This window comes from Microbacterium sp. DT81.1 (assembly GCF_049844955.1).
Lineage (GTDB): Bacteria > Actinomycetota > Actinomycetes > Actinomycetales > Microbacteriaceae > Microbacterium.
The window spans coordinates 999,656-1,012,596 of the sequence record NZ_JBNCMA010000001.1; the positions used below are offsets into that span (position 1 = coordinate 999,656).

Genomic DNA, 12,941 nt, shown 5'->3' on the forward strand with positions numbered 1-12,941 from the left:
GCTCCGAAAGCTCCGTACGCGCACAGCGAAATACCAGGCGATCGCGGCCTTGCCGAAACATCCGCGTGGTTACATTGAGAGACCCCGCACCAGACCGCGATACGCACCAAGGAGGCACCGCGATGAACACGCTATCGACACCTGCCGAGCCGGCCGCCGCTGTCATGTCGCACCGCCTCACCGCGGCCGACCGCTGCGACTCCTGCGGCGCGCAGGCATACATCGCCGCCGAAGTGAACGGCAGCGAGCTTCTGTTCTGCGCCCACCACGGCCGCAAGTACGAGGACAAGCTCCGCAGCATCGCCACTTCGTGGCACGACGAGACCGCGCGTCTCGCCGAGGTCCTCTGACCTAGACGGCTTCTCTCGGAACGGTCGGCGAGACCCTCACCAGGATCTCCTCGCCGACCGTTCCGATCTTCTCGGCCAGATCCGTGGCTGAAGAGCCCCCGTCGCCGAAGACGACGACCTCGTCGCCGGCCGCGGCGCCCGGCCACCCCTGGACGCGGCTCTCGGTCGGGCCCACTTCCGCGAGCGCTCTGGCGCCTTCTGACGTGGTGACGCGGGCCCGTCCTGCGAGGAGCGATGGCAGTCCGTCCAGGGCTCCGACCGCGATCGTGGCATCGTCGCCGTCGACCCGAATCACTGGGGCCGTCAGCCGCGCGACAGGGCGGATGCCGAGCTGTTCCTCGCTCGGTCCGCCCGCCGAGCGGATGCCGTAGCAGAATGCCCCGACGCGAACGACGTCGTAGCGGAACTCCGGACGCGCGAAGGAGGCCGCGCTGGCGGCGAGATGGCGCACATCGATCGTGAAGCCTGCCGCCTCGGCAGCGGCCACCGCGGCGTCGAAGTGCGCGCGAGACGTGTCGTCCTCCTCGTCGCTCGCCTCCGCGATGTGGCTCCATACCCCGACGACCCGGAGTACCCCGGATCGCTCGTGGGCCATCGCCTGTTCGAGCACGGCGGGCCAATCCTCGGGGCGGATGCCGTTGCGGTGCAGTCCGGTGTCGATCTTCAGGTGCACCCGCGCGACGCCGCCGCGGGCGGCCGCGACCGCGGCGACGTCGTCCAGAAAACCGGCGTCACCGACGCCGAGCTCGATGTCGTCGTCGAGCGCGACCGCGATCTCCCGCCGGCCGACGGTGAGCCACGAGAAGATGCGGGACTCGGGACCGCTGATCGCGCGCGTGGTCACCGCGGCGCTCACATCGAAGGCGCCGAACCAGCGCACGCCCTCGGCGACCGCTCGGGCCACGATCGTCTGGATGCCGTGCCCGTAGGCGTCGTCCTTGACGACGAGCATCAGCTCGGCGGGCGAGACCCGTGCGCGGACGGCCGCGATGTTCTCGGCGAACGCGTCGAGGTCGACGCTCAGGCGGGGGCCGGCCGGCGGGGCACTGGCGCTTCCGGAGCTCACGGGACGTACTCCCGAGCGGCGTGCATCCCGACGGCGGCAGCCAGTTCGCCGGCCGACATCCCGGTGCCGGCCACCCATTCGCCGATCGCCGGAGCGCCCGTCGCCGGGTCGCCGAAGAAGGCGACCTCGTCTCCGCGCGCAACACCCGAGTCGCCGACATCCACGACGCACACGTCCATGGCGACACGTCCGACGATCGGATGCCGTCGACCGGCGATCGCGACGCTCGCCACATTGCCCAGCGCGCGGACGATCCCCTGGGCGTAGCCGCCGGTGACCAGGGCGACGGTGGTGTCGCGGGCAGCTCTGTGGGTGTAGCCGTAGGAGACGCCCTCCCCTTTTCGGAGGGCCTTCAGGCTCACCACCCACCCGTGGGCGCTCATCACGGGAGCCGTGGTGTCAGAGAGACCGAAGACGGCGTTCGGGTCGAGCGTCGGCCCCGAGGCGAGCACTCGGCGTCCGTCGACGACATCGGCCAGCGCGAGGGCGGCCCACGGATCGGCCAGCACCGCGGCGGCGCCCGCCTCGACGGCGGAACGCGCGACGAACCGGGCACCGTGGCCCCAGGCATCCGCTCGCACGTCGATCACGCCGGCATGCACGCCGGACAGCACGCGTCGCAGATTGCGCTCGAGAGCGGACCGCGAGAGCCGCACGATCGGCGCACTCCGCTCGGGCGGGCCCGAGGGCGTGGGTCGCCCAGGGTTGCCGGAGATCACGCAACTAGACTATCCGGGTCCCCCGATCCCGACTCCGGAGCACCCATGCCCTCGAAAGGCCTCGGCCTCGCCCCCCGCTTGCGCTACCTTCTCGAGCGGGCGCGACGCATCGACGCCGGCTCGGTGATCGAGCGGGCCAAGGAGGCCTCCGCACAGCACGGCAAGGCCGTTCCGGTGGTCGTCGCCGACATGCTCTGGTCGGCCGCGCGCCACAACGTCGGATTCCAGGACTACATCGACTACGACTTCGCGATCCTGAACCGCGACGAGCGCTCCACCTATATGACGCATCCCGTGTCGAACCAGATCTCGCAGCGCTACGCGCAGCCGGAGTATCGGCACGTGTTCCACGACAAGATCGAGTTCGACAAGGTCTTCGACGCGTTCCTGCGGCGGGAATGGATGATCGTCGAACCGGGCAACGCCGACCGGTTGCGCGACTTCCTGCAACGCCGGGGCACGGTGGTCGTGAAGACCCCGATGGGCCAGGCGGGCTCGGGCGTCTTCCGCTACCACGCCGCGGATGTCGAGAACTGGAACGAGTTCCACGCCACCCTTCTCGCCCAGGGGCGCCTGCTCGTCGAAGAGGTCATCCAGCAGCACGCAGACCTGGCCGCCGTCTGTCCCGGCACCGTCAACACGACGCGCATCACCGCCTTCTTCGACGGGGACAAGACCCACGTCCTGGCCATCGCGCAGAAGTTCGGGCGAGGCGAGGTGTCGGACCAGATGTCGTTCGGCGGCTTCTACACGATGCTCGACGACGACGGACACGCGGTCGGTCCCGGTTACGACTCCCACGGGCACGTGCACGAGAAGCACCCCGACTCGGGCTTCGTCATCGCGGACTTCCAGCTGCCGATGATGGACGAGGTCCGTGTCTTCATCGATCAGGTGGCGCGCGTCGTGCCACAGGTGCAGTACGTGGGGTGGGATGTCGTCGTCAGCCCGACGGGACCGGTGCTGGTCGAGGGTAACTGGGGCGCCGGAGTGTATGAGAACAAGCCGAGCGTGACCGGCATCCGCACCGGCCACAAGCCCCGCTACCGCGAGGCCATCGGCTTCTGACGAAGCGCGCTCAGATCGCGCGGACGATCCCGAGCGGCGTGGACTGGTGTCCCTGACCGAGCGGGTTGTCGCCGAGGATGGCGACGAGGCGCTTCTCCCCCGCCTTGTCGAGCGTCGACCCGAGGATGTTGCCGCCGAGGTCGTTGATGTCGACGACGGCTACCTCGGCGGTGCCGCCGAGGAGGGTCTTCAGGTGCGCGGCGACCTCACGGGGCTTGTCCGGTCCGAGCACGACGGCCTGGTTGTACGGCGGAATCGTGCCGCTCGTCGGGCCGTCGATCGCCCGGGCCTTGTCCCCCGCGATGCGGTAGAAGTCGCCCTTGCGGCCGAAGAACTTGGTCACGGCAGACACGGCGGCTGCGAAGAGGATGCGCGGGGCACCGCACTCGCGAAGCGCCATCTCCATGGTCTCGGGCATCCCGAGGCCGATGCCGTAGGGCGTGCGCGTCACGTACTTGGAGAGGAAGAGCGCCAGCTTGCGCGGGCGGATCTCATCGAGCAGGTAGGAGCGGCCCTGGGTGATCGCCACGATCTTCTCGGTCACGAAGAAGGTATCGCCCGACCGCACCGCCGCCGCCCCGTACTCGGTGACGATCTCATCGAGGTCATCACCGGGCATCACAACGCGGGTGCGCAGGGGGATGCGCGCGTAGCGCGCGCCGTCCACCTGCACCTCGAGCTGTTTTCCTTCGTTGGCCGCGGGAGGCTGTCCGTCCGAGCTCATGCTCGCCGGAGCCTCATGCTCACTCAAGCCTCAACTCACTCGAGGTAGTCGCGCAGCGACTGCGAGCGGCTCGGGTGGCGCAGCTTCGCCATCGTCTTCGACTCGATCTGACGGATGCGCTCGCGCGTCACCCCGAACGTGTCGCCGATCTGGTCGAGCGTCTTGGGCTGGCCATCGCCCAGGCCGAAGCGCATGCGGATGACACCAGCCTCCCGCTCCGAAAGCGAGTCCAGGAGCGACTCGAGCTGGCGCTGCAGCATCGTGAAGCCGACGGCATCCGCAGGCACGACCGCCTCGGTGTCCTCGATGAGGTCTCCGAACTCGCTGTCGCCGTCCTCGCCGAGCGGGGTGTGCAGCGAGATGGGCTCGCGGCCGTACTTCTGGACCTCGATGACCTTCTCGGGGGTCATGTCGAGCTCGCGGCTGAGCTCCTCGGGCGTGGGTTCGCGCCCCAGGTCCTGCAGCATCTGACGCTGGACGCGCGCGAGCTTGTTGATGACCTCGACCATGTGGACCGGGATGCGGATCGTGCGCGCCTGGTCGGCCATGGCGCGCGTGATCGCCTGACGGATCCACCACGTCGCGTAGGTCGAGAACTTGAAGCCCTTGGTGTAGTCGAACTTCTCCACGGCGCGGATGAGACCGAGGTTGCCCTCCTGGATCAGGTCCAGGAACTGCATGCCGCGGCCGGTGTAGCGCTTGGCGAGCGAGACCACGAGGCGCAGGTTGGCACCGAGCAGGTGCGACTTCGCGCGCTGACCATCGCGGGCCACCCACTGCAGGTCGAGGCCCAGCTGGCTGGACTTCTCGGCCGGCGTCATGTGCGAGAGCTTCTCTTCGGCGAACAAACCCGCCTCGATCCGCATCGCGAGCTCGACCTCTTCGGCCGCATTGAGCAGCGGAACCTTGCCGATCTGCTTGAGGTAGTCCTTGACGGGGTCGGCAGTGGCGCCGGTGATCATCGAGGAGTAGACCGGCACATCGTCCTCGTCGGAAGACGAGATGACGATCGCGCCGGTGGGGAGGGGCTCGGTGAAGGCGGGCTTCGTGGACTCCTCGTCCTCGTCGTCCTCCTCGACCGCTTCGGTCTCGGCCTCGGGCTCGGCGACAGCGGCCGCCTTGCGACCGGGCTTCGCGGCGGCGGGCGCCGGGGTCTCCTCGTCGTCCACCTCGACCTCGACGTCGAGATCGACATCGTCGAGCTCCACCTCCACCTCGACGTCGTCATCGAGCTCGACGGCGGCGTCGGCGTCGTCATCCTTGGGCTTGCCCTTGCTCGCGGCGGCCTTCGCGGCCGTCGACTTGGCGGGTGCCTTGGCAGCAGCCTTCTTCGCGGGGGCCTTCGCGGCCGTAGTCTTCTTCGCCGGAACCTCGACGCCGGCGTCGGCCTCGGTGTCCTTCTCTGCGGAGGTCCGCGTGGTCTTCGTAACAGTAGTCACGTTTCGCCTTTCACCGGCTCGCGGACTTCACGCGCCGCCGGTCGTTTTCGGACACTAGTAAGACCCTTGTCAAGTGCGGAGCCCGATCGACCGAAGTGACGAGCCCGTTGACAACGGGTCAGATACACCATTGTACATACGTACCGCAATGGTGGTGACGCGCGGGACACGCGCGTACCCGAGAAAACGCCCGGAAGCGCCGCGCTATTCCGACATCGGCGACGGGTGTGCTCCCCCGCCGCGCTTGTCATCGTCCGGCGACGGCCGCGTGGCGAGGTACCGCTCGAGCTCGGCGGCGAGTTCATCGGCGCTGGGCAGGTCGCCGTCATCCAGGAGCGGCGGGGTCACCACTCCGCCCGTCATCCCGGCCATGTAGGCGTCGTAGCGCTCCTCGAGCCCGCGCACCATGCGACTCAGTTCCTCGTTGCCCTCGACCTGCTCGTCGACCTTCGTGACGTACTCGCGGTTCTCCTCCCGCAGGTCGTCGGCGGTGAAGACGAGGCCGGTCGCGGTCATCACGCGGTCCATCGCGGCGATGGTGGCCCCGGGAAACTCCGTGTCGGCCAGGTAATGGGGAATGAGGAGGACGAAGCCGGCGATGCGGGCGCCCGACTCGGCGAAGCGATACTCGAGCAGGTGCCCGGCCGTGGCGGGGACCTGCGTGTGGGGACGCCACACCGAGTGCGCCGCCGTCAGCTCCTCACGTGTTCCGCTCACCGTGGTGCCGATCGGACGGGTGTGCGGCACGGGCATCGAGATCGCGTGCACCCACGTCACGGTCGCCACGTCGAGCACGGTCGAGAAGCGCAGCACGGTGTCGGCGAACGCATCCCACGCGAAGTCCGGCTCGTAGCCGGCGAGCAGCAGGAACGGCTGGCCGAGCGCGTCGCGCACCAAGGAGAGTTCGAGCCGCGGCGGCTGGTAGTCGGTGAGGTGATCCTCTTCGAAGGCGACGATCGGACGGCGCGCCCGGTAGTCGAGGAGCGCATCGTTGGAGAACACGACGATGGGCTCGGCATCCAGTTCGTCGCGCGTGTAGTCGATGAGCCCGGCGACCGCGCTGCCGGCATCCGTGAAGCCCGTCAGCAGGATGACGAGGGGAAGCCCCGGCGGAACGGCCGGGCCGTTCGCAACACGCTCGTAGAGGTCTCCGATTGGGGGCATGCCTCCATGGTACGAGTCGGTCGGCCGGCAGGGCGTCGCGGTGCTCCCGCTTTCAGCGAACACGTGAAACCTAGGATGGGGTGCATGTCTCTTCCCGAGCTCGCCCAGAGCAGCGCACCCATTCGAGAATCCGACGCAGATGCCATCCTGCTGGCAGTCCCCTCCTTGGACGGCGAGGACACATCGGCGTTCGGCGAGTGGCCGGGGCTCCACGAGACGCTCACCGCCGTGGGGTTCACCGGCGGACCCAGTGCGTTCGCGCGCGTGCATCTGCCGGATCTGACATCGGTTCCGCTTGCCGTCGTCGGCGCGGGAAAGACGCCGGATGCCGTCTCGATCCGCGACGCGGTCGGTACCGGCATCCGCACCCTCACGGGCTTCGAGACCGTCGCGGTCGGCGTGCTCGGCGCCGTGGATGCCGAGAGCCTGAGCGCCGCGGCGCAGGGCGCGGGCCTCGGCGGGTATGCGTTCGACGGATACAAGAGCGGCGGTGCGAAGAAGCGCGCATCGCGGGTCGTGCTGCACGCCGATCTGCCGCCGAACGCCGTGCTGGCCGCTCAGGCGGACGCCGACGCCGTCGCCCTGGTGAAGGACCTCGTCACGATCCCGGCCGAATGGCTGGGGCCCGACGACTTCGCCCGGCGAGCCGTCGACTCGGTGGCGGATCTTCCCGTCGATGTGCAGGTCTTCGATGAGGCCGCGCTCGCCGATGGCGGATTCGGCGGCATCCTCGGCGTCGGCCAAGGGTCCGACCGCCCGCCGCGTCTCGTGCGACTGGACTACTCCCCCGCGGACGCCGTCCGGCACGTCGCCCTCGTCGGCAAAGGCATCACGTTCGACACCGGGGGGCTCTCGCTGAAGCCCGCGGCATCCATGGTGGGGATGAAGTACGACATGTGCGGCGCGGCCACCGCCCTGGCCGTGCTGCGTGCGGCTGCGACGCGCGGGCTTCCCGTGCACGTGACGGCATGGCTGTGCATCGCCGAGAACATGCCGTCGGGGCGGGCGACGCGACCGGGCGACGTGCTGCGGATGCTCGACGGCACGACCGTAGAGGTGCTGAACACGGATGCCGAGGGCCGGCTCGTGCTGGGCGACGGCCTCGTCGCCGCCAGCCGGGAGCACCCTGATGTGATCATCGACGTCGCGACGCTCACGGGCGCCATCACGATCGCGCTCGGCACGCGCCACGCCGGTGTGATGGGTGAGGGCGGTGCGGTGAAGGAGTACCTGGAGGCCGCGAATCGCACGGGCGAGCTCGCGTGGCACCTGCCCCTGCCCGCTCACATGGTCGATGACCTCGACTCCCCGATCGCCGACCTCGCCAACGCCAAGATCGGCGACCCGGCGGGCGGCTCGCTGTTCGCCGGTCTGTTCCTCCGCCACTTCGTCGGCCGCGTGTCGGACGAGGATGACGCGCCCCGCATCCCCTGGGTGCACCTCGACATCGCCGGCGTGGGGATGAACAAGGGCGGCGGATACGGTTTCACCGACAAGGGGCCGACGGGCGCGACGGTTCGCTCGCTCATCGAGTTCCTCGCGAGCTCATCCGCCGCAGAGAGCTCGTCCGCCACCGAGGGCTCATCCGCCACGCAGGGAGAGGAGTCGCGATGAGCGACCACACGTTCGACATCGTCGTGCTCGGAGGCGGCAGCGGCGGCTACGCGGCGGCCATCCGCGCGTCCGAGCTCGGCAAGTCGGTGGCGCTCATCGAGAAGGACAAGGTGGGAGGCACGTGCCTGCACCGAGGCTGCATACCCACGAAGGCGCTCCTGCATGCGGCGGAGGTCGCCGAGAACGTGCGCGACGCTGCTTCGTTCGGAGTCAGGGCGCAGCTCGATGGCATCGACGTCGAGGGGGTGCGTTCCTACCGCGAGGGCATCGTGGCCAAGAAGTTCAGGGGCCTCGAGAGCCTGCTGAAGGCGCGCGGCGTCACGGTCGTGCCCGGGGAGGGACGACTGGAGAGTGGGCGCTCCGTCCGGGTGGGCGAGGACACCTACACCGGTGCCGACGTCATCCTGGCGACCGGTTCCTACAGCCGCACGCTGCCGGGCCTGAACATCGGCGGCCGGGTCCTCACGAGCGAGGGCGCGCTCGAGCTGACGGAGGTGCCCGGGCACGTCGTCATCCTCGGTGGCGGTGTGATCGGAGTCGAGTTCGCCAGCGTGTGGCGCTCCTTCGGTGCGGAGGTGACGATCATCGAGGCGCTCCCGCACCTCGTGCCCAACGAGGACCTCGCCATGAGCAAGGGGCTGGAGCGCGCATTCCGCAGGCGCGGGATCGCCTACGACCTCGGCGTGCGGTTCCAGGGTGTGACGCAGACCGGCAACGGCGTCACGGTCGCGCTCGAGGACGGGAAGTCCTACGAGGCGGACTACCTGCTCGTGGCGGTCGGTCGCGGCCCGGTGACGAGCGGTCTCGGCTTCGAGGAGGCCGGGGTTGCCCTGGACCGCGGGTACGTCACCGTCGATGACTCCCTTCGCACCGGTGTGGACGGCGTGTGGGCGGTCGGCGACATCACGCCCGGCCTGCAGCTGGCGCACCGCGGCTTCCAGCAGGGGATCTTCGTGGCGGAGCAGATCGCGGGACTGAGCCCCGCGCTCATCCGGGACGTCAACATTCCGAAGGTGACATACTCCAGCCCCGAGGTGGCGTCCGTCGGCCTCAGCGAAGCCCAGGCGATCGATGCGCACGGCGCCGACGGCGTGGTGTCGTACGAGTACAACCTCGCTGGCAACGGCAAGAGCGAGATCATCGGCACGGCCGGGCTCGTCAAGGTCGTGAGGCAGAAGGACGGGCCCATCCTCGGCGTGCATCTGCTGGGCGATCGAGTGGGCGAGCTGATCGCCGAGGGTCAGCTCGCCGTCGGCTGGGAGGCCCATCCCGAGGACATCGCGCCCCTGATCCACGCGCATCCCACCCAGAGCGAAGCGCTCGGCGAGGCGTTCCTCGCCCTGGCCGGAAAGCCGCTGCACGCCCTGTAGACCATCGCCCGCCGCGTGGCAGGGCAACGCTCCACGCGTTGGAGAGCAATGCTTCGCAGGGGCATCACTAAGCTAGAGAAGTCATCGACATCTTGAAGGAGACACCGTCATGAGCACATCCGTGGTCCTCCCCGCTCTCGGCGAGAGCGTGACCGAGGGAACGGTCACCCGCTGGCTGAAGCAGGTGGGAGACACCGTCGAGGCGGACGAAGGCCTGCTCGAGATCTCGACTGACAAGGTCGACACGGAGATCCCCTCTCCGGTCAGCGGCGTGCTCGAGGAGATCCTCGTGCAGGAGGACGAGACCGTCGAGGTCGGTGGCGTGCTCGCGAAGATCGGCGACGGCAGCGGCGCGGGTTCGGATGCCGCAGCGGAGGCGGCCCCGGCCGACTCCGCTCCTTCGGAGCCGACGAGCGACCCTGTGGAGGAGCCCGAGGCTTCGTCCGTCGAGAAGCCGATCGAAGCCGACGTCCCGGCATCGGAGACGCCGCAGGGAGCCCCCGCGCCCGAGCCGGCACCCGCCGCCAGCGGCGACAGCACGTCGATCGTGCTGCCCGAGCTCGGTGAGAGCGTCACGGAGGGCACTGTCACCCGCTGGCTGAAGCAGGTCGGCGACACCGTGGAGGTGGACGAGGGTCTGCTCGAGATCTCGACCGACAAGGTCGACACCGAGATCCCCTCCCCCGTCGCCGGAGTGCTCCAGGAGATCGTGGTGCAGGAGGACGAGACGGTCGCCGTCGGTGCCGTGCTCGCCAAGGTGGGCAGCGGTGCGCCGGCCGAGGCCCCAGCGCCGGAAGCACCGACGCAGGAGCAGGCCGCGCCCGCGGCTGAGCCCGCGCCGGCGCCCGCCGAAGAGCCGGCGCCTGCCGAAGAGCCGGCGCCTGCCGAAGAGCCGGCGCCTGCCGAAGAGCCGGCGCCTGCCGAAGAGCCGGCGCCCGCCGCTCCGCAGCCGAGTGCCCCCGCTCCGCAGCAGGCTGCTCCGCAGCAGGCCGCCCCCGAGGCGGCGAAGGCCGAGCGGCCGGAGCCGCCGGCGCCGACGTTCGTGGACGACGCGTCGAGCGACCGCAGCTACGTCACGCCCCTCGTCCGTCGCCTCGCGGCGCAGCAGGGTGTCGATCTCGCCACCGTGCAGGGCACGGGCGTCGGCGGTCGCATCCGCAAGGAAGACGTGCTCAAGGCGGCGGAAGCCGCGTCCGCTCCGGCGGCACAGGCCACTCCCGCGCCGGCCCCGTCCCCCAAGCTCGAGGTCTCACCGCTGCGCGGAACCACCCAGCCCATGTCGCGGCTGCGCAAGGTGATCGCCGAGCGCGCCGTCGCGTCGATGCAGGCCACCGCACAGCTGACCACAGTCGTCGAGGTCGACGTGACCAAGCTGTCGTCGTTCCGCGACCAGGTGAAGAGCGACTTCCAGGCCAAGACCGGCGACAAGCTGTCGTTCCTGCCCTTCTTCGCCGTCGCGGCGGTCGAGGCGCTCCAGGCGTTCCCGATCGTCAACGCGACGGTCGACGGCACCGACATCGTCTACCCCGCCAGCGAGAACATCTCGATCGCCGTCGACACCGAGCGCGGCCTGCTGACGCCCGTCGTGAAGGACGCCGCAGGCAAGAGCCTGGCGCAGTTCGCCCGCGACATCGCCGACCTCGCCGCGCGCACCCGCGACAACAAGCTGAAGCCCGACGAGCTCGCGGGCGGGACGTTCACGCTGACGAACACCGGGTCGCGGGGAGCGCTCTTCGACACACCGATCGTCTTCCTGCCGCAGTCGGCGATCCTCGGGCTCGGCGCCGTGGTCAAGAAGCCCGGCGTCGTGCAGGTCGACGGCAAGGACGCGATCTCGGTGCGCTCGTACGTGTATCTCGCGCTGTCGTACGACCACCGCATCATCGACGGCGCGGATGCCGCACGTTTCCTCGGCGCCGTCAAGACCCGCCTGGAAGCGGCGGACTTCGCGGGCGATCTGGGGATCTGACTCCAGGCCTCACTTGGATGGCTGCTCGGCGACGTCGTACACGTCGCGGAGCAGCCATCCGTCGTCTGTCCGGATGATGACCATCAGCTGCGGCGCCGCGTTGCCTGCGGCGGACTCGACGCGGAGCACAGCGGCGCCGCCATAGTCATCGAGCAGCGTGATCACCCGCTCGCGCGCCGGCAGGTCGATGACGCCGGGACTCACCTGCAGCCCCGTCTGCTCGAGCACGTCGTCGCGGCACGACGTTTCGTCCGCCGATCCGCACGAAGCCCACCGGTCCAGAAGCAGGCCGGCCTCCGCTTCGAGCGGGAGCGCCGGCGTCTCCGCCTCCGGCGCCTCCGCCTCGGGCGTCGCCGGAGTGTCAACAGGGAGCGGTGCTGCGGGCGTCGATGCGTCGGTCGGGAATGGATGGGGTGACGCCGACGAGGAGCCCGGCTCGGCCGCCTGTGCCACCGGATCGTGTCCCCCGTCGGTCGGCCAGAGGGCCCCTGCCAGCACGATCGCGCCGGCCACACCGGCGGCCGCGAGCCAGGGGGCACGCCGGCCACGCCCGAACTTGGCGCGCACCGCTCGCACGACGCCGCCCACCGTCACGGCGACGGCGTCGGCCAGCTCACCGTCGACGTGACGCGCGATGGTGTCCCGCAGCGGACGCGAGAAATCCGCGGTGACGGCGGTGCCGCCGACCGGGCGGAGCGCCGGCGCCTCGAGGTCCCGCACGCGCGCCGCCGGGAAGATCGTGGTCGCGAGGGGCTGCGGCGCGGAGGCGTGGAACAGCTCGCTCTCCAGCCGACTCGCCTCCTGCGCAAGCGTCCGCGGGCGATCAAGCGCACTCATCGCCGCCGACACGAGTCGACTGAGGACGCGATCGTCGCATGACGAGACTGCGTCCTCCACGATCCGGCGAGCACCCGCCTCGACATCGGCGCCGGACTCACCGTGCACGAACACCGGCCGCCCGGCATCCGTCAGCCACCAGGTTCCCCGGGGACTCGCCTCGTCTCCGGCCCGGCCCTGGTGAGCCTCCGCGGTTCCGCGGAGGGCGCTGACGACCAGGGTCACCACCTCTCCACCGGACAGCGGCGAAGCGGCGGCGCGCCGCCGTCCCAAGAAGACATCCACTCGCTCGGTGCACCACGGCATCACCGCTACATGGCCGTCTGGTCTGCGTGCGATGTCGTGGGGACCGAGCACGTGCTGCGCGCGATCGAAGGCCCAGCCGGCCCAGGACTCGAGGGCCGCCGCATCCACGAGCAGGACGACCTGGTCGCCGTCGCGCGCAAGAGTCCCCTCCAGAGGCGTCTCGGGTGGGGACACCGTGCGGATGATGCGGTACGCATCGGTGAGAGGCGCATCGGCGACAGGGGCGGAAGGGGACGTAGGCGGTGGCACGGTCTCAGTGTTCTCGGCCGCGCGGCGGCATCGAGCCGGCGAGACGCATTCTGTGCAGCCTCGCGC

The 12,941-nt window shown here is 69.9% G+C and carries 11 protein-coding genes; 5 read left to right on the forward strand and 6 right to left on the reverse strand.

The annotated features are described in order from the left end of the window. Positions 1–122: 122 nt before the first annotated feature. On the forward strand, positions 123–350 hold the full coding sequence (locus ACLQ2Q_RS04705) for a DUF7455 domain-containing protein (protein WP_425818409.1): 228 nt from the start codon (positions 123–125) through the stop codon (positions 348–350). A 1-nt stretch (position 351) separates the two neighbouring features. Here the strand turns inward: ACLQ2Q_RS04705 and ACLQ2Q_RS04710 are convergent, their stop codons facing one another. Further along, positions 352–1,416: an alanine racemase gene (locus ACLQ2Q_RS04710; RefSeq protein ID WP_425818411.1), complete on the reverse strand. Its 1,065-nt coding sequence runs from the start codon at positions 1,414–1,416 to the stop codon at positions 352–354. Further along, a complete protein-coding gene (locus tag ACLQ2Q_RS04715) occupies positions 1,413–2,135 on the reverse strand; it encodes an alanine racemase C-terminal domain-containing protein (protein ID WP_425818413.1) in 723 nt (240 codons plus the stop codon). The genes ACLQ2Q_RS04710 and ACLQ2Q_RS04715 overlap by 4 nt, the downstream gene beginning before the upstream one ends. A gap of 45 nt (positions 2,136–2,180) precedes the next feature. Here ACLQ2Q_RS04715 and ACLQ2Q_RS04720 point away from each other — a divergent pair, with 45 nt between their 5' ends. Further along, positions 2,181–3,203 carry a sugar-transfer associated ATP-grasp domain-containing protein gene (locus ACLQ2Q_RS04720; RefSeq protein ID WP_425818415.1) on the forward strand — a complete coding sequence of 341 codons (1,023 nt, stop codon included), beginning with the start codon at positions 2,181–2,183 and terminating at the stop codon, positions 3,201–3,203. Positions 3,204–3,213: 10 nt separating this feature from the next. Here the strand turns inward: ACLQ2Q_RS04720 and ACLQ2Q_RS04725 are convergent, their stop codons facing one another. From ACLQ2Q_RS04725 to ACLQ2Q_RS04735, 3 genes are all read right to left on the reverse strand, one after another. Then, entirely contained in the window at positions 3,214–3,927 is a 714-nt protein-coding gene (locus tag ACLQ2Q_RS04725) for a coenzyme F420-0:L-glutamate ligase (RefSeq protein ID WP_425818417.1), read from the reverse strand. A 35-nt stretch (positions 3,928–3,962) separates the two neighbouring features. Next, entirely contained in the window at positions 3,963–5,366 is a 1,404-nt protein-coding gene (locus tag ACLQ2Q_RS04730; protein ID WP_425818419.1) for an RNA polymerase sigma factor, read from the reverse strand. A gap of 204 nt (positions 5,367–5,570) precedes the next feature. After that, positions 5,571–6,530, reverse strand: a complete 960-nt coding sequence (locus ACLQ2Q_RS04735) for a proteasome assembly chaperone family protein (protein ID WP_425818421.1) — start codon at positions 6,528–6,530, stop codon at positions 5,571–5,573. A gap of 84 nt (positions 6,531–6,614) precedes the next feature. Here ACLQ2Q_RS04735 and ACLQ2Q_RS04740 point away from each other — a divergent pair, with 84 nt between their 5' ends. The 3 genes from ACLQ2Q_RS04740 (at position 6,615) to sucB (ending at position 11,483) form a co-directional block, all read left to right on the forward strand. Beyond that, positions 6,615–8,144: a leucyl aminopeptidase gene (locus ACLQ2Q_RS04740; protein WP_425818423.1), complete on the forward strand. Its 1,530-nt coding sequence runs from the start codon at positions 6,615–6,617 to the stop codon at positions 8,142–8,144. Next, positions 8,141–9,514, forward strand: a complete 1,374-nt coding sequence (gene lpdA, locus ACLQ2Q_RS04745; protein WP_425818425.1) for a dihydrolipoyl dehydrogenase — start codon at positions 8,141–8,143, stop codon at positions 9,512–9,514. The genes ACLQ2Q_RS04740 and lpdA overlap by 4 nt, the downstream gene beginning before the upstream one ends. Positions 9,515–9,623: 109 nt before the next feature. Then, a complete protein-coding gene (gene sucB / locus ACLQ2Q_RS04750; protein ID WP_425818427.1) occupies positions 9,624–11,483 on the forward strand; it encodes a 2-oxoglutarate dehydrogenase, E2 component, dihydrolipoamide succinyltransferase in 1,860 nt (619 codons plus the stop codon). A 9-nt stretch (positions 11,484–11,492) separates the two neighbouring features. Here the strand turns inward: sucB and ACLQ2Q_RS04755 are convergent, their stop codons facing one another. Beyond that, a complete protein-coding gene (locus tag ACLQ2Q_RS04755; protein WP_425818429.1) occupies positions 11,493–12,875 on the reverse strand; it encodes a hypothetical protein in 1,383 nt (460 codons plus the stop codon). Positions 12,876–12,941: the final 66 nt, after the last annotated feature.